Source organism: Flavivirga aquimarina (assembly GCF_030540835.1).
In the GTDB taxonomy this organism is placed as follows: Bacteria; Bacteroidota; Bacteroidia; order Flavobacteriales; family Flavobacteriaceae; genus Flavivirga; species Flavivirga aquimarina.
In genome coordinates this window covers 1-24,992 of record NZ_JAUOEK010000150.1, presented here as the reverse complement: position 1 = coordinate 24,992, position 24,992 = coordinate 1, and the positions used below count along the sequence as shown (strand labels likewise).

Sequence of the window (24,992 nt, the reverse complement as noted above, 5' to 3'; positions counted from 1 at the left end):
TATAGTTTTTTAAACGAATAATCAGGGAGGTTATTCCTTTTCATTTCCTCTAACCTTCTGTTCCCATGCCCACGCAGAACGCATAGCATCGTCTAAAGACAATTCGGTTTTCCAACCTAATTCATTATTAGCTTTATTAGTATCTGCATATGCAGAAATAATATCGCCTTCTCTTCTATCAACAATTTTATAATTTAGTTTTTTTCCAGAAACACGTTCAAAAGATTGAACAACTTCTAATACCGAACTTCCTTTACCTGTTCCTAAATTAAAAGTTTCGTAATTAGATTTATTCTTGTTTTTAAGTAAACGCTCTAAAGCTATAACATGTGCTTTAGCCAGATCTACTACATGAATATAATCTCTAATACAAGTACCATCTGGTGTTGGGTAATCATCTCCAAAAACTGATAATTCCTCACGCAAACCTATACCTGTTTGTGTAATAAAAGGAACTAAATTTTGTGGCACACCAATAGGTAATTCTCCAATCATAACAGATTCATGTGCTCCAACCGGATTAAAATAACGTAATGCAATAGCTTTTAAACTAGGTGACACCTTACAGGTATCGCTAATTATTTCTTCTCCTATTTGCTTTGTGTTTCCATAAGGAGATTCGGCTTCTTTTACTGGTGCATTTTCTGTTATGGGCAATTCGTCTGCCTGCCCATAAACGGTACAGGATGAGCTAAATATAAAACTCGCTGACGGTAATTTTTTTAGTTCTTTTAAAATATAAACTAAAGTTCCTATGTTATTTTCGTAATACAATAAAGGTTCTTTTACACTTTCACCTACAGCCTTACTGGCAGCAAAATGAATAACTCCTTTTACATCATTATGTTTTTTAAAAAAAGCTTCAACACCTAACTTATCTTTTAAATCCAACTTTTCAAAAAGTGGTTCTTTACCTGTTACAGCTTTTATGCCATCTAAAACTTTAATTGTAGAATTTGACAAATCATCAATTATTACAACTTCATAACCTTCGTTTTGTAATTCAACTACGGTATGCGACCCTATAAACCCTAACCCTCCTGTAACTAATATTTTATCCATTTATAAATTTAATAATTGTTGCTGTAATATATTCTATTTGTTCATCGTTCAATTCTGTATGCATTGGCAATGAAATCACTTCTTTAACTAACTGATTTGTTACTTTAAAGTCATTTTCATTATACCTTTTATCTTTGTATGCTTTTTGTTTATGAAGTGGAATGGGATAATATATGCCACATGGTATATCATGCGCATTTAAATGTTTCGCTAAAGCATCTCTGTCTATACCTTTTATTTTAAGTGTATATTGATGAAAAACGTGACAATCGCAAGTATCACAAACCTTTAAACAGCCATTCGATACTATAGGTGTTATTATATTCTCATATCCTTCAAATGCTTTATTATATTTTTTTGCAGCATTTTGTCTCGCTTTAGCATAACTATCTAAATGCGGTAATTTTGCATCTAAAACTGCTGCTTGGATACTATCTAAACGAGAATTTACTCCCACTACATCATGATGGTAACGCTCGTACATACCATGATTTACAATACCTCTAATAGTATGTGCCAAATCGTCGTCGTTTGTAAAAATAGCACCACCATCGCCATAGCAACCTAAATTCTTAGAAGGAAAAAATGAAGTAGATGCAACATGTCCTATCGTTCCAGCTTTTGCCTTATTACCATCTTTATAAGTATAAGATGCTCCTATAGCTTGTGCATTATCTTCAATTACAAATAAATTATGTGCTTTAGCTATCTCCATAATAGCTTCCATATTAGCACACTGCCCGAATAAATGAACAGGCACAATGGCTTTTGTTTTTGGTGTGATAGCTTTTTTAATAGCTTCTATATCTATATTGAAATCATCGGCATTAACATCTACTAAAACGGGTGTTAACTGCAACAATGCGATCACTTCTACAGTAGCTGCAAAAGTAAAATCGGCAGTAATAACCTCATCACCTGGCTTTAAACCTAAGCCCATCATTGCTATTTGCAACGCATCTGTACCATTTGCACAGGGAATAACATGTTTTACTCCTAAATATTGCTCTAAATTCTTTTGAAATTCATGAACCTTAGGTCCATTAATGAATGAGGTATTTTCTATAACTTCTTGAATAGAAGGATTAACAACATCTTTTATGCCGTTATACTGACCTTTAAGGTCAACCATTTGAATTTTCTTCATCTAAAAAAAATTGCAATCTTTTATTATTTTAAATAAAACAATTAAGACTAAATTTAATGAACCTCCATCGTGGAGTAACAGCTCACAAAATTACAAAATTCATTTACGCTAACCAATGAATTTGTTTCAAAGAAATGTATTTTAGCGGTAAAGAAAAGAATTGAGTTTTATTTACAACATAGGTATCCATATAGCGCATTTTGGTTTAAAATGCACCTCTTTACTTAATGAAAAAATTAAAAAAGGGGTTATTGGTCGTCAAAATACTTTTAAGATTCTTGAAAGTAATTTAACCCCCAATGATAAAACTTTATGGTTTCATTGTGCTTCTTTAGGTGAATACGAACAAGGCCTTCCTGTTTTTAAAGAACTAAGAAAACACTATAACCAGCATAAAATTGTACTTAGTTTTTTTTCTCCCTCTGGATACGAAATACGTAAAAACTCACCTATTGCAGATGTTGTTGTTTACTTACCTCTGGACACTAAAAGTCATTCAAAACGATTTGTAAACATTGTTAATCCAGAGCTCACCATTTTTGTTAAATATGATATTTGGCCTAACTATTTAAATGAATTAAAAAAGAGAGCTTTACGTGCCATTTTAATTTCGGCAGCCTTTAGAAAGAATCAATCTTACTTTAAGTTTTATGGTGCAGAATTGAGACGGGCTTTATTTTCTTTCGAACATATTTTTACACAGAACGAAACGTCAAAAACATTACTTCAATCTATAAATTATAATAATGTAACTATTAGTGGAGACACCCGTTTTGATCGTGTTTTTAGCCAATTAGATTTAAACAATGATTTAAGTTTTGTCGAAACTTTTAAAGGCGACAAACTATGTATAGTTGCTGGTAGTACATGGCCTGAAGATGAAAAATTATTGATTAATTATATTAATTCTTGTGATCATAAAAATGTAAAATTTATTATAGCGCCTCATAATATAAAAACATCACAAATAAATAGCATTCAAGATAAGTTAGACTGCCAATCTGTATTATATTCCAAAAAAAATGACCAGCTGTTAATAGATGCTCAGGTTTTTATAATAGACACTATAGGAATACTCACAAAAATTTACAGTTATGCAGATATTGCTTATGTTGGTGGTGCCATGGGGCATACTGGTTTACACAACACTTTAGAACCTGCTGTATTCGCAATACCTATTGTTATTGGCTCCAATCACGAAAAATTCCCAGAAGCTAAAGCCATGATAGACATTGGTGGTATGTTTTCTATTTCCAATCAAGAAACGTTTAATAATATTTTAAATGAATTAATTAGGAATGAGGAAAAACGCTTGTCTTGTGGGAGAAGTAGTATGGCTTTTATTAAAAAGAATAAAGGTGCCGTCATCCAAATACTAGATTATCTGCGTATATAAAGTATTTCACCGAATAAATGTTAAAAAAATTAACATAAAATTCTTAAAATATACCAAAAGTCACTAAATTCGTAACTAACACTTTAATACTTGGTTAGTAATCAGTATTTTAACGATCAAATAATTAACACTAAAACAAGAACAATGAAAAAATTATTATTAAGTACCACTTTATTATTAGTACTAAGTATATCTCTTACTTCTTGTAGAGATACTAAAAAAGCCGAAGATGCAGAAGCTGCTGTTGAAGCTGCCGCTGATGCTGCTGCAGAAGCTGTAGAAGCTACTGCTGATGCTGCTGCAGAAGCTGCAGAAGGTGCTGTTGATGCCGCTACAGATGCAGCTGAAGGTGCTGTTGATGCTGCTACTGATGCTGCCGAAGGAGCTGCTGATGCTGCTGTTAAAGCTGCAGAAGGAGCTGCCGATGCTGTAAAAAGTAAGGTTGATGAAGTAAAGAAAGAAGCTGGTCACTAATACCAACAATATCTTTATATAAAAAAGACTGCTATATAGCGGTCTTTTTTATTTATAGGTATTTTTGATACAGAGGAGTATAGAAAACAAAATATATTTTATTTGAAGGCATAAAGTGTAGCTTGTAATGAAAAATCTCATCTTTATGAGATGTCTCGTCACTCATGCTTCGTTCTGTCGACATGACAAAACATTATTTATCAACAATATAAACATTACTTATCTGTATTTCAGTTTACATAGGTATTGATCTCAAATGGATCTCTTTTACCTGCGGATTGCCTTCTATTATTTTATAAAACGTATTCAATTTAATATTTTCAAATATTTGGCGCGTACCGCTTCCAGCCCAAGTCAATTCTAATTTGATTATCTCTGAAGCTTTACTCAAACCAATTTCTGCTCTTAGTGTCGAACTACCAAAACTACCTCCCGAGCTTATCGTGTGAAAAATGATACGTTCGTGTTCATCTTCTATAATAGTTACTGCTAATTTACTTCCTATAGCAGAACGATTAGCCTTTGTTCCTTCTAAAATAAATTTCACCCAACTGTTCTCATTTTGATAAGGATTCTCATACACAGAATTAAAAAAATTATCACCTTCGAAAGCACCACCCATAACAACATGTATATCTTGATCCCCATCGTTATCAATATCTGAAAAAGATACCGCATGCCCTTTTTGCAAATGTCCGAAACCTCCAGCTGTTGTAACATCTTGAAAGGTTTTTCCATACGAGTTTCGAAACACGCGATTCGGAATAATGGATTCAAAACCCGTCTCTCCTGTACTTAAATATATGTCTAGATAGCCGTCGTTGTCCAAATCGCCATAATTAGCTCCCATGGCATATCCGATCTTATTCAATCCTACTTTACTTGACACATCGGAAAAAGTGCCACCGCTATTTTTGTAGAGACGCATGGTCTCTGCCTGATGAGGGAAACCTAGATATTCTTTAGTAATATCTGCCGATATGGGATCTCCATAACCACTCCTTTTGTAGCCTGCTACAAAAATATCCATCCAGCCATCATTATCGTAATCGAAAGACCAAGTGGGAAAACTAGAGAATGTTTCTCCTATCCCAATACTTGTTCCTACTTCCTTAAAGTGAATCTCTCCTACTTCATCCATACCAGTATTTTTGAATAATAGGTTTTTACTAGATGTTTTATAATTGGACACGTAAATATCCATCCAACCATCATTGTCAAAATCGACCGTAGTAACTCCTTTTACATAATAAGCATTTTGAGCATCGCTCACAGTAAGTCCTGCGCTTTTAGTTTTATTGGAAAAAGTACCATCTCCATTGTTTACGTATAGCTCGCAAGGATGCATATTATTTGGTTCAGACTCATTCCCTATAAATAGGTCTATCCATCCATCATTATTAAAATCTGCCCAAGTTGCTGTTTGTGTTGGATGAAACGAAAGCAACCCTGCTTCTATGGTCACATCTGTAAACGTATTATCCCCATTATTTCGTAATAGAGAATTTGGATGTTTTCCCAATTTACCTAACCAGGCACCTCTAAGAACAAACACATCTAAAAAGCCATCATTATTATAGTCTGCCTGCACCATATTCAATCCTCCTCCAATCTCAGTCACACCAGCTGTTTGTGTTTTTTCTGTAAAGTTACCGTCACCATTATTAACAAAATACCTCAGGAGATGCGAAGGAAACCAGCTAGAGACCAATACATCTAATAAATCGTCATTATTAAAATCGTCTACCACAATACCTCCCGAAAGTTCATTGATGTTCAACCCTAATTTAGGAGCTATATCTCTAAATTTTTTTAATGGGTAGTCCGATTTAAAAACACTTTCTGGGATTACCCATTTTTCGGGTACTCCATCTGGGTATTCTCCTAAGGTCATATATGCAATATTCAACAGCCAACGACTATTAAAATCATGAGAATTATAACTCAACATTTTCTCAAACATTACTATGGCTTTTCTTGAGCCTTCTTTTACATGATGGTATCCTTTGGGACCGATAGGAATAATGCAGGAGGCGGAAGCCTCATGATGATGCAGGCAATTTTGCTGTTCTCCCATTCGTAAATAAGCAACAGCTAACAAAGAGGAGATCTTTTTTTCTTCACGAGGTTCCAGGTTATAATTTATTGGCCCATTTAAACTTCTATCCCATAAGGTCTCTAATATTTCAATCGCATTTTTTGTTTTTCCTGCGTATAACAACTCTTCAGCCTTCAACAGATTGAGACTGGTTTTTTTATTAGCTGGAGCCGTTTTAATAATACTATCAAAATAGGCTACCCTGACCGAGGACGCATAGTCGTTCTCTGGAACAAAAAACTGTTCTTTAGCTGTTTTTTTGAGTAGCTCCTGTATGGTTGATTCTTCCTTATTACAACCTAGAATAACTAATGCAAACAATAAGGTTTTTGATACACGTTTTAACAATTTCAACATTTTTTTAGAAAATATAATATTCTAATTAGACATTTTTAGCAGATGTATAGTGCCATTATTAATTCCAATTAGAACACCTTTAGTACTTTTACCAAGTCTTATAGCCTTACACTCCTTGACATTAAACGGTAAAAAAACACCACTTGAATAGGACTTTAATTCCTTAAAACCAAAATCCCCAATACCTTCTAATAACAATCCGACAGAAGCATCTGCCCGTGTCGTTTCTATTTCAACATTAAATTTATTTCCTGCAAGTAAAACATCATTAATACCATCTTCATTAAAATCATCTACAACAATACCCTGTACTGTAGAATACTGTGCTTGACTAGGAAGCTTCATTATTTCCAAAACCCCTCCATTATTAATTAAAAATACGGATTGAAATATATACGCTTCGTGTTTTTGAGAAGTAAGTGCTTTATCATCTAATATAGTTCCTATATCTGCAGATGCAAACTCATTATATGTTGAGAATTTTTTAGATAAATCCGGTAATTGCTCTGTTGAACATTCTTTACCGCGTATTGGTACAATTTTATCTTTATAATCTTTAGCAAGAAACACATCGTTTGTTCCATTTTTATCATAATCTGATGCAAATACATAAAATGGTTTCTCCTTACTAGCCTTAAATTTATAATTCTCTCCAAGATTTCCTAATACAAAATCTATGTCACCATCAAGATCAATATCTTTTGCTTCAATGGTATTCCACCAGCCATTTGTTTTATTTAAAGTTGGTACGTTTTGTTTTTTAAAAACACCTTCTTCTATTTTAAATACACTTATAGGCATCCATTCTCCTACCACAACTAATTCATTTTTAGAATCTCCATCTATATCCTGCCAGGTCGCATCGGTCACCATACCTGCATACTCCAAATCTTTAGCAAATTGAGATGTTACGTTTGCAAAAACTCCAGAATTGTTTTGTAACAAATAGCTTTTTGGAGATACTGGATAGCGGTTAGGCACTAACCGTCCGCCAATAAACAAATCTAAATCGCCATCGTCGTCATAATCTAACGGTACAACACAGCCACCACTAGACTCCATTTTTGGCAAATTATCCGATTTAACAAAATATCCTTTTCCATCATTTATATATAATCGATCTTGATATTCTGGAGCATTTTCAGAAAATTCATTACCTCCGCTAACAACATACAGATCTGTGAACCCATCCTTATTTGCATCAAAAAACACCGAAGCAACATCTTCAAAAATTTTATCTTTTAAAAAACTTAACTGCTTACTTTCTACAAAGGTTTCATTCTTTTTTTGCAATAACAGTTTCCCGCTTTGATTTGCTGCACCTCCTATATAAAAATCTTCAAACCCATCATTATTTATATCTGAAACTGAAATACAAGGCCCTTCGGTTGAAAGTTTATGAGGCAGTAATATTTGGGCTTCAAAATCATCAAAACTATTCTCTTTGTGAGTTACTTTATTCCCTGAAAAAGCAGTGCTGGTTATATCTTTAAAAATCGGGCTATACTTAGTTGCATTTAATTTTACGGCATAGGACTTCTTGTAGTCTATTGTTAAAACTGTATCAGTTTTTATATTAGATAAAAAACTCATTTTTTTATCTGGCCATACAACTTTTACAGAATCAATTGTCTTTGTTTTACTCAATCCAAAATGTGCTATTGGGTCGGTTGAAGACAGATACCCACGTACATTCTTTAATTCGTGGTATTGCATACTATTTTTAGTAAATACCGTAATTTTTGCTCCTAATCCTAGTGTGTTATTTTTAGGGCCTTTTAATTTTACTCTAAGAAAGTTATTTCCAGATTTCTGTGAATTGTTTTTGTAAACAAAAGCATCATCATTAATATTATTTACAACCAGATCTAAATCGCCGTCATTATCCAAATCCCCAACAGCTGCGCCATTAGAAAAACTAATAGTTTCTAAACCCCAGTCTTTTACTTTATCTGAAAACTTTAAATCGCCATCGTTTTTATAAATATAATTATGAATTTTATTTTCGTTAAATAAGTTTACTATATAGTCAACATTTTCGCTTTTTGAACGCTGTTTTTTTTCTTTTGATTCTATATACTTGGAAAACTCATTGGTCGCATCTTTATCAAAAATATCACGCCTAAACCCATTAGAAACAAACAAATCTCGTAATCCGTCGTTATCAAAATCACTCCCAATACAAGACCAGCTCCAATCGGTTTTATCGATACCTGCAAACTGACTTATTTCACTAAAGAATCCATTGCCATTATTTATTTGAAGTACATTATGCATGTACTGATAGTGATTCCCTTCATTTAAAATGCGGTTAAACGCATCAACATTCATTGTAGCCATGGTTGTTTTTGCGCGTACATGATCTGATGATGTCATGTCCAATTCTACAAGATCCTCATAACCATCATTATTAAAATCAACAACATCTATACCCATACCATAAAAGGCCACATGATTGGTAATAGATTCAATGTTTTGCTTAAATGTTTTATTCCCTTTGTTTTCAAAAAAATAATCGCTTTCGAAATAGTCGTTAGCCACATAAATATCACTAAAACCATCGTTATTTAAATCGGAAGTCGATAGCCCTAATCCGTAAGCATATGTTTGATTTATTCCTGACTTTAAACCTATTTCTTTATAAACGCCATTTATGTTCTCATAGAGTTTATCTCTGTACAAAGGACTTTGTTCTGCTTTACCTTTTCTAATATCGTCGTGTGAAAGAAAAAAACGTTTTGGACGGTTGATTAAATACATGTCTAAATCGTTATCATTATCCATATCGAAAAACGAAGCCATCATAGAAAATCCTATATCTGCAATATGATACTCCTTAGCTTGTTCTGTAAATGTACTATCGCCATTATTAATATAAAGCAGATTGGTACGTTCTGCATCTGTACCTCGCCAACCGCCTTTGCATACATATATATCTAAAAAACTATCTCCGTTTATATCTACCATAACAACGCCATTGCTCCAACCTTTTCCTCCTCCTACACCAGCTAAACTTGTAATATCCTCAAATTGAAAGTTTCCTTTGTTTAGGTATAATTTATTTTCAACTTGATTCCCTGTAAAATAAATATCTGAGAGTCCATCGTTATTAATATCACCTATAGCGACACCACCCCCGTTATAAGCATAATTATAAACTATAAAAAAGTTATTGGGGTTTTCTTGTATGGTATTGTTAAAGCGAATTCCTGTTTCTTTTGACGACAAACTTTTAAACAATGTTTCTTTCTCAACCACCACTACTTCTTGCTTGGCTTGTTCTTCTTTACAGCCAAAAAACAAACACAAACTAAAAATATAAAACCATGGTTTTTGATAAAAAGCATTTAATGGCATCATTGTTATGTGGTTCTAATTTGATTTAACTTCAATAAATTTAAGGATGTCGTTATTATTTGAAGCGATAATCATTTGTTTTTCGCCAACCTTTATTAAGGCTAAATCTTTAACATCTTTAGGGGTATAAAATCCGCTTTCCTGAATGCGATGCGGTGTAAATATTCCTTGACCATTTCCTGATAAAAACACACCTGTTCCTGCATCATTTCTTGGGGTTTCAATCTCCGCCCCATATAAGTTTCCTGCTGTTAGCAAATCTAAATTTCCGTCGTCATTAAAATCTTTTACTAAAACCTGATTGATGTTCGATAATTGCACCTCATTAGGTAATTTATGTAAAATGAATTGCCCTCCTTTATTTTCAATATATGAAGTTGCAAATGTATTGACTTGATAGTGTAGCGATGCTTCTAATTCTTTTTCGCCATATACATCAACTAGTGTTGCTTCGGCAAATTCATTATAGGTTTTAAATTTTTCTTTAATTTCTCCTACTTGCGATGACGAACAGGAGCGCCCTCTAACTGGGTATTTTTTACCTTCGTTATAATAACTTAAAACGATATCTTTTTTATTATTATCATCAAAATCATTGAAGTAAATATCGAAGGTTTCATTTTCAAACGATTTATATTTATAATTAAGCCCTAAATTCCCGGCAACAAAATCAATGTCGCCATCGTTATCAAAATCACCACTCGCAATACTAAACCACCAGCCTGTAGTATCTGTTAATCCTAAATTTTCAGAAACCTCATTAAAGCTTTTGCCTTGATTATTTTTAAAAACTCGTATAGGCATCCATTCTCCTACTACTACAATATCTGGCCAACCATCATTATCTATATCTCCAATACTCGCAGAGGTTGCTAGTCCCAATTTATTAAAATCGGAAATTAAAACATCTGTAACATCTAAAAATTTAATGGTTTCGGGGGTGCTAACGTTTTCTAAAATATATGTTTTTGCAGGTGATGGATAGTTTCCCGGAATTAGCCTCCCACAGATAAGCAAATCTTGATCACCATCTTTATCGTAATCTAAATTATAAACACGAGACCCACTGGTAATCATTTCTGGAAGCCCATTTTTTAATAGGGATAAGTTACCTGAGCCATCATTTTTATAAAGCCTGTCTTGAAGCAACTTAGAATGGGGTTCGAACTCATTGCCTCCACTAACAACATACAGATCTAAATCGCCATCATTATCGGCATCAAACATTAAAGACCCCATATCTTCATGAATGGCATCGCTACCTAAAGCCACTATTTTTTTATCAAACGTGCCATTCTTGTTTTGATAGAATAATCCTCCTTTTTGTTTTGAAGCGCCACTTATATAAAAATCGTCTAAACCGTCTTTATTTATATCGCCAACAGATATATACGGACCAAAAGTAGATGTTTTATGCGGCAACAGAATTTCTTTTGCGTAATCATCGTACTCATTCTCTATATGCATAAACAATGAATCTAATGTGTTGTTTTCTGAATTAAAAAACTGAACTGTTTTTACTTCTTCTACAGTATTTTCCGATACGGCATCCGCATAATTTAAGACCACTGTTTTATTGACTAATACATTAGTTATTTTTTGCACTTTACCATCTTGCCATTCTATAATTAATGTATCTATGGTTGTTTCTTTTCCTAGTCCAAAATGAAGTAATGGCGCCATAGAAGAGATATAACCATGCTCTAAACTTAATTCTTGGAATTGTTTTTTACCATCTGCAATAATGGTGCATTTTGCACCTATCCCTTTAGGGTTTAATTCATTTCCATTAAATTGAACTGTGATATAATTATTGTTTTCACTATTATTATTCTCAAAGATGACCGCTTTATCATCTATGTTATTCAATATGATTTCAAGGTCTCCATCATTATCCAGATCTGCATATGCAACACCATTGGAAAACCCTTTAAACTCCAATCCCCACTCGGCATTTATTTTTTCGAATGTTAGATCTTTAGAATTTCTAAAAACAAAATTATCTGTTTTTTCTGATGGCATTTTTAATGAATTTTGAAGATCATCATTCTTTTTCTTTTTTCCAAAAGGGTTCTTCTCTTTTTTAATAGCATTAAAAAAATCGGTATTGTTTATTTCTCGTCTTGTCCCATTAGACACGTACAGGTCTTTCCATCCATCATTATCTAGATCTGCAAAAATGGGTCCCCAGCTCCAATCGGTACTAGAGATATTTGAGATCCTGGAAATATTATTAAATTGCGGTGTATTATCTAAACCTAAAACACCTGTGTTTAGTTGCAAACAATTGTGCATATATTGATAATATAATCCAGAATTGTAAGTATCCCAAAACACCTGAGGGTTCATACTTGCCATATTCGCTTTAGAACGTTTATTTGTAGAAGCATCCATATCTGCTTGAAAAATATCTAAAAAACCATCGTTATTAAAATCGGCAATATCGGCTCCCATACCATACAAAGCTGTATGCTTTACAGATTGTTCGATGGTGTTTCTAAATGTACCGTCTCCATTATTTATATAACAAAAATCGGCGCTGGCAAAATCGTTACTTACATAGATATCTTTATAACCATCATTATTTAAATCACTTACACTGGCACTTAAAGACAAACTATACGACAGCACACCTGCCTCCTTTGTAACGTCTGTAAATACGCCATTACCATCATTTTTATATAGATGATTTGAATGTCTTGAAGACGCATGCCTTATATGTTGTTTAAAAATATCTGGTGGGGTATTAAAAGGGGTTATAGGATAATTGGCAACATACAGATCCAGATCACCATCATTATCATAATCAAAAAAAGCGCTTTGCGTACTATGGCCTGTATCTGCAATACCATAGGTTTCGGCCTCTTCTTTAAATGTTATATGCCCTTCTTTATTTAATCCTTGGTTTACTAATAGTTTATTTGGACAATTTTCTTTTTTACCAGATACACTTAAATAAATATCTAACCAACCATCATTATTAATATCAATCGTAGTTGCTCCTAAGAACCAATCGTTATGCGATAAACCCGCATTGGCTTTTTCTGTAATATCTTCGAAAGTTAAAGCGCCTTTATTAAGGTAAAGCCTATTATTAACCATATTACCTGTAAAATACAGGTCTTGCAAATTGTCATTATTAAAATCGCCAACAGCAATACCGCCTCCCATATAAATGTATGGGTAGTTAAAATAATTTAGACTGTCTGATTCTGTTAAAGCATTTTCAAAATTTATTCCTGATGCTTTTGGACTTAATAATGTAAACTGTTTTTTCTCAATATTTTTTGAACAAGAAACAATAAAAACGAGAAGTAAAAAACTCTTAAATAATTTCATAATGAAACTAATTTATGGGGATAAACAAATATAGAAAATCCTGTATAACAAGTATACAGGATCAACTAATAAATCAAATTAATATAAAAACTAAACTATACTATTTACAAATTAGGATTGCCCGTTAATTCTTTGTTTGGTATCGGCATTAAATATGGGTCATTATCAAATCGTTGCAGGTCTAACCATCTGGATTGCTCACCTGCTAATTCCACCCATCGTTCATGTTTAATGGCATCTAAAATCGCATCAGTACCAGTTACATTAACAGGATCCATAGACACTGATGGCCTTGCACGAACCTCATTCAAAAAGCCTAGAGCTACAGCTTCCGATCCACCTGAACGTATCTCTGCTTCTGCTTTCATTAGTAATACGTCTGCATAACGAAGCACTCGTGCATTTATACCACTAGATGGTGTTTCTGAAGGTCTGTTATCTAAATTTTGATACTTTCTCCAAGCAGGATTACCATCTTCACCTATAGATATTAAATTATCATTTTCATCAGCAACACCTAAATCATGTGCAACATATCTAGATTCCCCGTTATTGAAGGTGTCCGTCATTGTTCCATTATCACTAGCATCAAGTGAATAAAAAGTAAACGCATAACGCATATCATCATCCTCGTATTCATCTAAAAGTGTTTGGCTTGGCTTTACATTAAACCACCCTGAATACTCTTGAGCTCTAAAGGTCGTTTCTGCGTTCCCAGTTCCATCACGCAAGGACCAAGCATCACCTACCCCCTTAGACTCATCAAAATGCACCTCAAATATAGATTCATCATTATGCTCTCCTGCTACAGTAAAATTATCGGTGTACTCATCTACTAAACTATAACCCGTTACATTTGCTAAAGCAGTCTTTGCACCTGCCGCATCATCACTTTGTAATAATACTTTTCCTAATAGCGCCCAAGCTGCACCAGATGTTGGCCTACCATTCTCCTGCGTTCCTTTTGCAGGTAAGTTAGCCGCTGCAAATTCTAGATCGGCAACAATAGCATTGTAAATATCTGCTATTGGAGACTTAGGCCTTCCTCCCTTAACTTTATCAGGATCTAGGTCAAGAACCAAAGGTATTTCTCCGTATTTAGCAACTAAATTGAAATAAAAAAGCCCTCTTAAAAATCGTACTTCTGCTATGCTTGTTGTTATGATATTATCAGGTATATTTTTAAAATTTGGCTCATTTTCGATAACAAAATTACAACGTCCTATACCTTGATAGTTATGTTGCCAATACAGATTACTACCATTATTTGATACTTTTACCTGCCTATCGATCATATCTTTCTTATCTGCTTCTAAATTACCTACCGCATAATTTTCACCAGCAATATTATCGTTAATATAGAATTGATATCTTGAATAATTACCCTCTGCTTGTAGAAATGTATAAGGTGCTGTCACCGCAGATTGTAATTGTACGGTAGATGTGAAAAACGCTTCTACCGACGATTCATTTGGGTCAAGTAAGTCTATTTTTGATTCATCACAAGATATCAGGATCCCAACAACCACTAAGATACTTGCTATAAAGATTTTAAATTTTTTCATGTTTTTTTTATATTATTTAATTAATATATTAAAATGCTAATTGGACTCCAAGAATAAACGATCTTGGTTGTGGATACACCCCTCTATCAATCCCAACACCAGCTGCGGGAGATTGTTGATCTGGGTTTACCGTAGCACTTCCACCAATTTCTGGGTCGTAACCAGAATAATCCGTTATCGTAAATAAGTTTTGTCCTGTGGCATATATTCTAAACTTTGTTATAGCTCCATTTGCTAAACTGGACAATGTTGACTCTGACAAACTATAACCAACAGTTAAATTTCTAAGTTTAGCATAAGATCCATCTTCTATATAACGATCTGAACTCACCACATTATCAGAATGAGTTGCAAACTTAGGTATCGTTGTATTTGTATTAGTTGGCGTCCATCTGTTTAACACAGCAGTTCCCGCATTAAACAAACGTGTCATCCCTTCTAAATCATACAGCGTTGTATTATAAATATCGTTTCCACTTACGCCACTAAAGAATAAGGTCGCATCGAAATTTTTATAATTAGCCGATAAGTTTAAACCATATGTGAGTTCTGGAAATGGGTTTCCTATTTTTACATTATCTGCACTATTAATAACGCCATCACCATTTTGGTCTATAAAACGAATATCTCCTGCTGCTGCATTTGGTTGTGCACTTGTATCGTCACCTTGTTGAAATAAACCATCTGTTTGAAGTCCATAAAAATAAAATAGTGATTCACCTGCTGTTATTCTAGACAACTTTTGGCCTTCAAAAGTAGAACTTTCTACAAAAGGCAACTGGTCATTAAGACTAACGGCCTTATTTTTAGATGTCCCAAGATTCAAATTAGCAGACCAACTAAAATCACCTCCTTTATTATGGTTATAACCAACATTAAACTCAAACCCTTTGGTATTTGTTGATGCACCATTACGTTGCGTAAAACCTTCTCCTAACCCTTCTGATGCGACATTAGGAATTGGTACAATAACATCTTCTATATCGTTATTATAATATTCAAAAGATACTGTAAGTGCATTATTTAAAAAACCTGCATCTAAACCAATATTGGTCATTGTCGCTTCTTCCCATTTTAGATCTGGGTTCGAAAGGCCAAAAGTAGAAGCCCCTGTAGCATTACCCAAGTCTACATAACTGTATGTGCTTATTACACCCGATTGAAAGGCATATTCCACAGAACCATCGTTACCTGTAACTCCCCAAGATCCTCTAAGTTTTAAATTACTTATTGAATTAGAATCTTTTAAAAAATCTTCCTCACTTAGCACCCAACCTAAAGACACAGCTGGGAAATTTGCCCATTTATTTCCTTTACCAAAACGAGAGGATCCATCACGACGAAGTGATGCCGATAACAAATATTTGTTATCATAATTATAATTAACCCTCCCTATGTAGGAAATTAAACCATATTCAAAAAACTGATTAACAACCTCTGCACCACCTAGAATTACTGGTACCGCATCTGTTAATGGATTTGATGCTTTAGATTGATTGTTTCGAGCCGTAGTCTCAAACTTTTCAACAACTGCTAATAAATCTAAATTATGAACTTCATTAAAAACAGTTGAGTATGTTAATGAACTTGTGTAAGTATCCGAATTAAAAAGATTTGCTTTTTGATCGAGTTCCGCAGCAGTACGAAAATTTGCGCCCTCATTAAAAGATGGTCGGTGAATATTTGTTGACAATGATGTTCTTTCAAAACCATATTGAAACTTATACTCTAAACCATTTAAGATCTCATAAGACGCATATATAGACCCTAATATTTTGGTAATATCAGTTGTATTATTACTTATGGTTTGAAGTCTAACTGGGTTTTCTGGATCTGCATTACTATCTGTAGTGGGTACTGCTCCTCCAAAACCACCTAGATTATCCGCATTATAAACAGGCGTGTAAGGCAATGACTTGATCATATGTTCTACCAATGTTCTATCTCCATTCTCCTCTTCGTTTTTCATGTGAGAATCTGCAATAGCTAAGGTTTCTCCAATCTTAAATTTCTCTCCGAGCTTAAATTCACTATTTGCTCTTAAGGACGATCTTTTAAAGCCTGTATTAATGATAATACCTTCTTGATCAATATAACCCGCAGATATATTAAATACTGCCGAATCACTTCCTCCCGAAACACCTAAGTTCGTATTATGGGTAAAGGCCGTCTGAAATACTTCGTCTTGCCAATCTGTATTAAGTCTAGTTGATGCTTCGTCTGAAGTATACCTAGCAGGCAAACCAAAAGTTCCCTCTGCATATTCTCTAAATTGACTAGAATCAAGCAGGTCTAATGTTTTTGGAACACTTTGAGTAGCAAAATAGGAATCGAAGGTCACTTTTGTTTTTCCAGACTTACCTCTTTTAGTTGTAATAATTACAACACCATTAGAAGCTCTAGATCCATAAATAGCAGCCGTTGATGCATCTTTTAATACATCAATAGATTCTATATCGTTAGGATTGATCTCATTGATTCCTCCAGAAACGATACCATCTACTACATATAATGGTTGACTATTACCAAAAGTTCCCAAACCACGTATTTGAACTTGAGGCGCCGTACCCGGTGAACCTCCATTAATTATAGTAACACCAGGTGCTTGTCCTTGCAAAGCTTGTTCTGCAGATGTTACTGGTGTTTTAATAATATCTTCTGATTTTACTGAAGAAATAGCACCGGTTACTAAACGCCTAGATGTTTTTCCGTAACCCACTACAACTACTTCATTTAAAATACTAGTATCTTCTACAAGAACAGCATCGATGATAGACTTCCCACCAACGGTTACTTCGAGTGTTTCATACCCTACATAGCTAAAAACTAATACGGCATCTGAACCCACATTAGTAAGACTATATTTTCCATCAAAATCTGTTACAGACCCATTAGAAGTTCCTTTTACGATGACATTAACACCGGGCAAAGGACCATTAGAGTCAGAAATAGTACCAGTGATATTTTGAGAATACATAGATATGCTCAAAATAAAAACCGATAAAAAAAGTAACTTTTTAAATAATTTTTCTTTCATAAGTTATTGTAAATTAGTTTATTGAAAAATAGTTTTTAATAATTTCGCTAAATAAATTAGATTTGCAGTAAGTAAAAATTATAATCTATATTATTTAATGATAAATTAATATTTAGTTTGTGATACAAATTTAACATCAAAATAAACACATATATAATATGATTTTATCAAATAATAATATATATTTCTCACAATATCACAAAAACGTATCAGATGCTAGATAATATACATAGAGAAATAACACAATTAACTCCTGAAGACAGTTTTTTAGTTTTCGACCGAGTAAAAGACGATTTTGATTTCCCTATTCATTTTCACCCGGAATACGAATTAAATTTTATACAGAACGGGAAAGGCGTAAGAAGAATAGCTGGAGATAGCATAGAAGAAATAGACGATATTGAGCTTGTTTTTGTTGGGTCTAATCTAGTTCACGGATGGGAATTACATAAATGTCAATGTAAAAAAATCCATGAAATCACTATACATATTAATTACGACTTACTTGATGAAAAACTATTAGCAAGAAACATATTTAAACCCATAAAAGATATGTTTGAAAAATCTGCCCATGGCATTTTATTTTCAAAAAAAGTTTCTTTAGAGATGGCGCCAAGACTTATACAGCTTAGCAAAACAGATGGTATTGACTATTATTTAGAATTTATATCTATACTATATGATTTAGCTAGCTCAAGAAACCAACGTATGCTATCTAATTCTACTACACAAAAAAGAGACTTTGAAAATAGCTCGAAAATAAAAAAAGTTTATGACTATATTCAAAACAACTTCGACAAAAAAATATCACTAGACGAAATATCTGCACTAGTAAATATGACACCTGTTTCTTTTAATAGGTTTATAAAAAAGCGAACAGGTAAAACCTTTGTTATTTATGTAAATAGTACACGTATAAGTCAAGCTAGCAAACTTCTTTTAGAAACAGATTTAAGCATTGCTGAAATAAGTTTTAAGTGCGGGTTTAACAACATAGCAAATTTTAATCGCATTTTTAAAAAAGAAAAAAATGCCACTCCTAGTGAATTTAGAGAAAATTTTAATTCTTGCATCAAACGTGTTTTGTAGAATTTGTCTTTCTTTTTATTTATTAATATAAGCACCTCCTCACTACCATATCTTTATTTAAATTATTAAAAATAGTATCATCAATTGATCATTTAAGACAATTTAATACGTGATAATACATATATTTTTGTAAAACAAATTTGTAAAAAGAATTATTTCAGCTTTATTTTTAAAAAAATAGACCTATAAAACCAATAGAATAAAGAGACTCATGAAATTACACACTTATTTTATGAAATATAAGCAAAATTTAAATCGTACTTAAGCGTGATAAATTATGCTAATTTATATGAGGAAATAGTATTATTAATAATACATAAAAATATATAATACTAATCTTTATAAAGTCTTTTAAAATACAAAATGACTGATTTTCAGCTGTTTAAATGAAATAATGTCTTTATTATGAATATCAAATTTAAACTCATAACGTATATAATAGTAACAATAATGTTTATGGCTTGTACCAATAATCACAACAATAACAATACTATAACCTATTCTAAAGTAGAACTAATCAATGAAAAGGTAGATTCTCTCATTAAAATAATGACACTAAAAGAAAAAATTGGTCAAATGAACCAATACAATGGATTTTGGGACGTAACCGGCCCAGTTCCCAACGGTGGTGATGCAGAAGAAAAATACGATCATTTAAAAAATGGCCTTGTTGGCTCTATGCTTTCTGTAAGAGGCACTAAAGCCGTGAGAGCTGTACAAAAAATTGCTGTAGAAGAATCCAGATTAGGAATTCCATTAATAATAGGCTTTGATGTTATTCATGGCTACAAAACATTAAGCCCCATACCATTAGCTGAAGCTGCTAGCTGGGATTTAGAAGCTATAAAGAAATCTGCACAAGTTGCTGCTGCAGAAGCATCGGCCGCAGGTATAAACTGGACATTTGCTCCAATGGTGGACATATCTAGAGACCCTAGATGGGGACGTGTTATGGAAGGTGCCGGAGAGGATCCTTATTTAGGAAGCAAAATTGCAGTAGCTAGGGTTGAAGGGTTTCAAGGAGACGATTTATCTGATGTAAACACTATAGCTGCTTGCGCCAAACATTTTGCCGCTTATGGATTTTCTGAAGCTGGAAAAGAATACAATACAGTAGACATAGGACACTCAACGCTACATAATGCTGTATTACCTCCATTTAAAGCAGCTGTTGATGCTAACGTAAAAACCTTAATGAATGCATTTAATGAATATGATGGTGTACCAGCTACCGGAAACAAATATTTGTTAAGAGACATTTTAAAAGACAAATGGAATTTCAAAGGCTTTGTGATCTCCGATTGGGCTTCTATAAAGGAACTTGTTGTTTGGGGTTACGCAAAAGACAATAAAGACGCTGCTAAAATGGCAGCACTGGCAGGTTCTGATATGGATATGGAATCGCATATTTATATATATGAATTAGAACAGCTAGTAAAAGATGGTGTTATTGAAGAAACCATTATCGACGACGCTGTTAGAAGAATTTTAACTGTAAAATTTGAATTGGGGTTATTTGATGACCCCTATAGATATTGTGACGAAGCCAGAGAAAAGGAAGTCGTAAATAATCCGAAACACTTAGATGCTGTTTTGGATATGGCAAAAAAATCTATTGTTTTGCTCAAAAACGAAAACCATTTGCTACCACTACAAAAAAAAGGTCAAAACATTGCTTTAATTGGCGCTTTAGCAAATGAAAAAAACAGTCCACTAGGAAGTTGGAGAATTGCATCGAAAGACAGCACTGGAGTATCGGTATTAGAAGGCATGCAACATTATAAAGGCAATAATTTAATTTATAAAAAAGGAGCTGACGTATCTGTTGGAGATACTAAATTCGTTAACGAGATTAAAATAAATACCACGGATAGAAGTGAGTTTAAAGATGCTATAAATGCAGCAAAAAATGCCGATGTGGTCGTTATGGTTTTAGGAGAACATGGGTTTCAAAGTGGAGAAGCCAGAAGCAGAACCGACATTGATTTACCAGGTGTTCAACAAGAATTATTAGAAGAAGTATACAAAGTAAACAAAAACATTGTTTTAGTATTAAACAACGGAAGGCCTTTAACTATTAATTGGGCAGACAAACACATACCTGCTATTGTTGAAGCGTGGCAACTTGGTACGCAAGCAGGGCATGCCATAGCACAAGTATTATACGGAGATTATAATCCGAGTGGCAAACTACCCATGACTTTTCCAAAAAACGTTGGGCAAATACCTATATATTATAATCATAAAAATACAGGAAGACCTGTTAGAGACGAGAGTAACCCTAATTTAGTTTTTTGGTCTCATTATAGTGATGTAGATAACACTCCCCTTTATTCGTTTGGTCATGGCTTAAGCTATACATCTTTTGAATATAAAAATTTAACACTTAACAAAAAGGTGCTTAATATTGATGAGGATGTTAAAATTTCTGTTGATGTCACCAACACAGGAAAAATAACAGGCAAAGAAGTCGTGCAACTTTATATTAGAGACCTTGTAGCAAGTACTACACGCCCTATAAAAGAATTAAAAGGATTCGAATTAATTGAATTACAAAGCGATGAAACTAAAACGATCCATTTTGTTTTAAACAAAACGGAGTTAGGTTTTTATAACAATCAAGGCGATTTTATTATAGAGCCTGGAGAATTTGAAATTTTTATTGGAGGAAGCTCTAATACTAATTTAAATACACGTTTTGAATTAAAATAGTACCTTATTACAATGAACTAATCTTGACTTTTTCTATTTCCTAAAACCTACCTGCCGGCAGGAATGACTAAAATTCGCCCATATTTCGTTACTTTTTTATGCTTAGCGATGCTATGCTTTTCGAAAAGTGTCTCATCTGAACAAATTTTATCTCATTTTCGGTTAAAAACAAAAAGTCAAGATGGGTTCAATTACAAGAAAGGGTTGTTATATATGTTATAGCGACCCTTTCTCTTTTACAGCACATATTTTACCTCTAACCAATATATGCTGTCTATTTTTTACTAGAACTATTCTGATTCCCTTCTAGCATTCAATTCTAAAGTTACAGTATCTAATGTTTTTTGGTTGAGTGGATAGAAAAACATTAGCCCAGCAGCAATTAAAGCTATTATAGATGGAATCCAACTCATTAACATAACAATACCAGGAACAGCTCCACTAATAGCTACTGCGTCTTGACCATCGTAATTAAAATTTGCCAAAACAAAACCTATAATAGCTCCTGCAATACCACCTCCAAACTTTGTAGCAAATGATCCTGCCGAATACACAAGACCTGTAGCACGTCGGCCATTTTTAAACTCAGAATAATCTGCTGCATCTCCTAGCATTACAAAAAGCAATGTTGGAAAAATTGCTGCAAAAAATTCGGAAATAATACCAATAGTAAAAATAGCCTCTACATCATCTGAACCACAAAAAACAAGTAACGCATTTACTAAACCTGATAAAATTAACGCATAAATAAACAGGTTTCTCTTCCCTAGTTTTTTTCCTAAAGGCGCTGTTATTATAGCACCGGCAATCGAAGCTAACATCAATCCAACTAAAAAACTTGCAGCTAATAATTGGTTATTTAAATAATGTGTAAAATAGATAACAACAATGCCTTGCTTTATTGAATTATAAATATTGAACAACAAGCCTACCAACAATAAAACCAACCAAGGTTTGTTGGATATTAAATCTTTTAAGTCTTTCCCTAAATCACTTTTCTGGTTTTTAGGTGGCGCAACCCGTTCCTTCGTAGTGTAAAACGTTATAAACATAAAAACAGCCAAAAACACAGAAAGCAAGTACATAGAGTTACTATAACCTTCTTTTTGGTCAATAATTGAGATTTTACCGGCATCAACATTCTTTTCACCTGTTACAATAAATGTATATGTTTTATTTGCTTCTACAGAAAAACTTTTTGCATGAGTAGGCGTATTCTCTTCTGCATTAATAGCTTTATTATCCCATACAAATAGAGCGATCCCATCTTCTGTTTTTATATTCACATTAGATACATCTGATGGTGCAGACACCTCTACTCTAAACTTATCTTCATCTAGTTTGTCCACTTTAATAGTAGGATCAATGTTCCCAAAATAAGCAACTAAATAAAGTAACACACCTTGTACAAGCATTCCACCCCCAAAAGCACCAACCATTCTATAAGAGCCAATACTTGTACGGACTTTATCATCGCCAGTCATAACTGCCATTAATGCGCCATAGGGTATATTGTTAGCTGTATAAATGAGCGTAAATAAAATGTATGTAATATAGGCATACACAATTTTCCCAGAATCATTCAGCTCCGGACTGGCAAAGAGTAACGAAAGAATAGCTGCCAATGGAATGGCTGTCCATAAGATCCAAGGGCGAAACTTACCATATTTAGATTTCGTTCTATCTCCTATAATACCCATTAAAACATCACTAATACCATCACTAAATCGAGCAACTAAGAATAACACTCCAACAGTTGCAGGGTTAAGTCCAAAAACATCAGTGTAAAAAATAAATAAAAATGTTGCTACGCCTCTCCATGCTATATTCGCAGCGCCGTCTCCTAATGCATATCCTATTTTTTCTTTTATTGAGACTCTATCTTTTAATATAGACATTTATTGTATATTTTTTAAGTTAAATAGACGAATTAATAGTATTTAACCAACCATTAATTGTAGGTTAAATTAGCTATTTCATGTTATGAATTTAAATACTTTTTCTATCAAATCCGATATTATTCTTTCATTTAACTTAGCAAAAAACATTTTACTACTTGTAATTGAATATTAAAGAGTTACAGGAAACATTTTTAAAGTTTCGGAATTACCAATATTAAACATTTTGGGGTTTTAAGTAGTAGAAATAAAAAATACAAATATTAGCAGACTTGTAAACGGATATTCACATCGTTAAAGAAACTCCCAAATTTGGTGTTTTGTTTAATAAATGCCTAAAATGCAATATTGAAAACAGATTTATTATTTATGTTTTAGGAGGCCAGAGACCTCTTAAAACAAAAGAGCATTTAAAATGACATATTTTTAACTAACCATATATTAATGTAGTTGAATCGTTTTTGATGTACACAAAAGGTTAATCTCCTTTTGTCATAGTGCATCCTTAAGACAGATTTTGCAAGGCCTTAATAACATCATCAGGTTCTGAACGTGTTCTATAATCAACGTTAACGTAACTCCATGTGACTACTCCATCACGCCCCAATACAAACGTGGCTGGAATTGGTAACACACTACCGTTACCATTATTAATTTTTTCTAAATCAAGATTGCGATCTACACGCATATGTTCCACCAAAAACTCCGGCACCTCCCATGCAACGCCATATTGTAAAGCAACTTTTGCATCTTGATCAGACAATACAATAAAATCCATTTCGCTAATTTCACTTTTTGTCATTGATCCGTCAGGTACTTGTGGACTAATGGCAACCAATGTAGCACCTAATGCATGAATTTCACTTAACCGGGCCTGTAAGGCTCTAAGTTGTAAGTTACAGTACGGACACCAATCACCACGATAAAATGTGACAACAAGAGGGCCTTTATCTAGTAAGACATCTAACGATATTGATTGTCCTTCAGGATCAGGTAACTCAAAATGAGGAGCCTTTTGACCAATTTTAATAGCATCACTACCTTGTTGGAAGGCTTTTGCCTTAATAATAATATCGTCAACGCCTTTCATAAAATCAGGGTTGGCTTGTCGTCCTGCTGCAATTTTAGCATCAGTTTGTTCTTTTAAATTTTTCATAATTTTCCTTTATTTGCTTTAGCTATATGCCAAAGCTGCTAAGATAAAATTCTTTATCATATGAAAAATATTATTTATCTTAATTAGGTATTTCTTAGGTATGGCGTACCGAGACCTTCCGAATAAAGAATTTCTTGAAACCAACTATCCTCGAGGCAAAGCCTTAGAGGTATTTCGCTGGTTTCATTTTGACCTAAAAAGGTCAAAAACCGAAATTCTGTATTTAGATTCCCGTTTTCACGGGAATGACAATTTCAACGGAAACCCCGAGGCAGAGCCTCGAGGAATTCTTTTCGATTAAATGT

Annotated in this window: 14 protein-coding genes; 5 read left to right on the top strand and 9 right to left on the bottom strand. The window is 33.4% G+C overall.

The features are described 5' to 3' along the window. Window positions 1–30 precede the first annotated feature (30 nt). The gene (galE, locus tag Q4Q35_RS15920) at window positions 31–1,062 is read right to left on the bottom strand and encodes a UDP-glucose 4-epimerase GalE (RefSeq protein ID WP_303278996.1); all 1,032 of its coding nucleotides are present in this window, start codon (window positions 1,060–1,062) and stop codon (window positions 31–33) included. Next, a complete protein-coding gene (locus Q4Q35_RS15915; RefSeq protein ID WP_303278995.1) occupies window positions 1,055–2,209 on the bottom strand; it encodes a DegT/DnrJ/EryC1/StrS family aminotransferase in 1,155 nt (384 codons plus the stop codon). The genes galE and Q4Q35_RS15915 overlap by 8 nt, the downstream gene beginning before the upstream one ends. Window positions 2,210–2,369: 160 nt before the next feature. Between Q4Q35_RS15915 and Q4Q35_RS15910 the strand changes: the two genes are divergently transcribed. Continuing rightward, a complete protein-coding gene (locus Q4Q35_RS15910; RefSeq protein WP_303278994.1) occupies window positions 2,370–3,605 on the top strand; it encodes a 3-deoxy-D-manno-octulosonic acid transferase in 1,236 nt (411 codons plus the stop codon). 144 nt (window positions 3,606–3,749) lie between these two features. Continuing rightward, window positions 3,750–4,079 (top strand): hypothetical protein, encoded by a 330-nt coding sequence (locus Q4Q35_RS15905; protein ID WP_303278992.1) that lies wholly within the window; start codon window positions 3,750–3,752, stop codon window positions 4,077–4,079. 235 nt (window positions 4,080–4,314) lie between these two features. Here the strand turns inward: Q4Q35_RS15905 and Q4Q35_RS15900 are convergent, their stop codons facing one another. The 5 genes from Q4Q35_RS15900 to Q4Q35_RS15880 all read right to left on the bottom strand — a co-directional run bounded on the left by Q4Q35_RS15900 (window position 4,315) and on the right by Q4Q35_RS15880 (window position 17,832). Beyond that, the gene (locus Q4Q35_RS15900) at window positions 4,315–6,534 is read right to left on the bottom strand and encodes a CRTAC1 family protein (protein ID WP_303278991.1); all 2,220 of its coding nucleotides are present in this window, start codon (window positions 6,532–6,534) and stop codon (window positions 4,315–4,317) included. 21 nt (window positions 6,535–6,555) lie between these two features. Further along, entirely contained in the window at window positions 6,556–9,894 is a 3,339-nt protein-coding gene (locus Q4Q35_RS15895) for a VCBS repeat-containing protein (protein WP_303278990.1), read from the bottom strand. A gap of 12 nt (window positions 9,895–9,906) precedes the next feature. Next, a complete protein-coding gene (locus Q4Q35_RS15890; RefSeq protein WP_303278989.1) occupies window positions 9,907–13,230 on the bottom strand; it encodes a VCBS repeat-containing protein in 3,324 nt (1,107 codons plus the stop codon). Window positions 13,231–13,334: 104 nt separating this feature from the next. Further along, window positions 13,335–14,795 carry a RagB/SusD family nutrient uptake outer membrane protein gene (locus Q4Q35_RS15885; RefSeq protein ID WP_303278988.1) on the bottom strand — a complete coding sequence of 487 codons (1,461 nt, stop codon included), beginning with the start codon at window positions 14,793–14,795 and terminating at the stop codon, window positions 13,335–13,337. 28 nt (window positions 14,796–14,823) lie between these two features. After that, complete coding sequence (locus tag Q4Q35_RS15880; protein WP_303278987.1) at window positions 14,824–17,832, bottom strand: SusC/RagA family TonB-linked outer membrane protein; 3,009 nt, start codon at window positions 17,830–17,832, stop codon at window positions 14,824–14,826. A gap of 213 nt (window positions 17,833–18,045) precedes the next feature. Between Q4Q35_RS15880 and Q4Q35_RS15875 the strand changes: the two genes are divergently transcribed. Continuing rightward, window positions 18,046–18,921, top strand: coding sequence for an AraC family transcriptional regulator (locus tag Q4Q35_RS15875; RefSeq protein WP_303278985.1), 876 nt, complete (start codon window positions 18,046–18,048; stop codon window positions 18,919–18,921). A gap of 405 nt (window positions 18,922–19,326) precedes the next feature. Further along, complete coding sequence (gene bglX, locus Q4Q35_RS15870; protein ID WP_437439753.1) at window positions 19,327–21,633, top strand: beta-glucosidase BglX; 2,307 nt, start codon at window positions 19,327–19,329, stop codon at window positions 21,631–21,633. A 290-nt stretch (window positions 21,634–21,923) separates the two neighbouring features. Here bglX and Q4Q35_RS15865 read toward each other — a convergent pair whose 3' ends face one another. Next, window positions 21,924–23,531, bottom strand: a complete 1,608-nt coding sequence (locus Q4Q35_RS15865) for an MFS transporter (protein WP_303278984.1) — start codon at window positions 23,529–23,531, stop codon at window positions 21,924–21,926. 505 nt (window positions 23,532–24,036) lie between these two features. Further along, window positions 24,037–24,687: a peroxiredoxin-like family protein gene (locus tag Q4Q35_RS15860; protein ID WP_303278983.1), complete on the bottom strand. Its 651-nt coding sequence runs from the start codon at window positions 24,685–24,687 to the stop codon at window positions 24,037–24,039. A 100-nt stretch (window positions 24,688–24,787) separates the two neighbouring features. On the opposite strand from Q4Q35_RS15860, the gene Q4Q35_RS15855 reads away from it, so the two are divergent. Further along, window positions 24,788–24,988, top strand: coding sequence for a hypothetical protein (locus Q4Q35_RS15855; RefSeq protein WP_303278982.1), 201 nt, complete (start codon window positions 24,788–24,790; stop codon window positions 24,986–24,988). The last annotated feature ends 4 nt before the right edge of the window (window positions 24,989–24,992 follow it).

Bases quoted from the DNA above. Each gene is read 5' to 3' on its own strand.
- Q4Q35_RS15875 (WP_303278985.1), top strand. From the start codon at position 18,046: ATGCTAGATAATATACATAGAGAAATAACACAATTAACTCCTGAAGAC.
- Q4Q35_RS15880 (WP_303278987.1), bottom strand. From the start codon at position 17,832: ATGAAAGAAAAATTATTTAAAAAGTTACTTTTTTTATCGGTTTTTATT.
- Q4Q35_RS15860 (WP_303278983.1), bottom strand. From the start codon at position 24,687: ATGAAAAATTTAAAAGAACAAACTGATGCTAAAATTGCAGCAGGACGA.
- Q4Q35_RS15915 (WP_303278995.1), bottom strand. From the start codon at position 2,209: ATGAAGAAAATTCAAATGGTTGACCTTAAAGGTCAGTATAACGGCATA.
- Q4Q35_RS15890 (WP_303278989.1), bottom strand. From the start codon at position 13,230: ATGAAATTATTTAAGAGTTTTTTACTTCTCGTTTTTATTGTTTCTTGT.
- galE (WP_303278996.1), bottom strand. From the start codon at position 1,062: ATGGATAAAATATTAGTTACAGGAGGGTTAGGGTTTATAGGGTCGCAT.
- Q4Q35_RS15895 (WP_303278990.1), bottom strand. From the start codon at position 9,894: ATGATGCCATTAAATGCTTTTTATCAAAAACCATGGTTTTATATTTTT.
- bglX (WP_437439753.1), top strand. From the start codon at position 19,327: ATGAATATCAAATTTAAACTCATAACGTATATAATAGTAACAATAATG.
- Q4Q35_RS15905 (WP_303278992.1), top strand. From the start codon at position 3,750: ATGAAAAAATTATTATTAAGTACCACTTTATTATTAGTACTAAGTATA.
- Q4Q35_RS15885 (WP_303278988.1), bottom strand. From the start codon at position 14,795: ATGAAAAAATTTAAAATCTTTATAGCAAGTATCTTAGTGGTTGTTGGG.
- Q4Q35_RS15855 (WP_303278982.1), top strand. From the start codon at position 24,788: ATGGCGTACCGAGACCTTCCGAATAAAGAATTTCTTGAAACCAACTAT.
- Q4Q35_RS15865 (WP_303278984.1), bottom strand. From the start codon at position 23,531: ATGTCTATATTAAAAGATAGAGTCTCAATAAAAGAAAAAATAGGATAT.
- Q4Q35_RS15900 (WP_303278991.1), bottom strand. From the start codon at position 6,534: ATGTTGAAATTGTTAAAACGTGTATCAAAAACCTTATTGTTTGCATTA.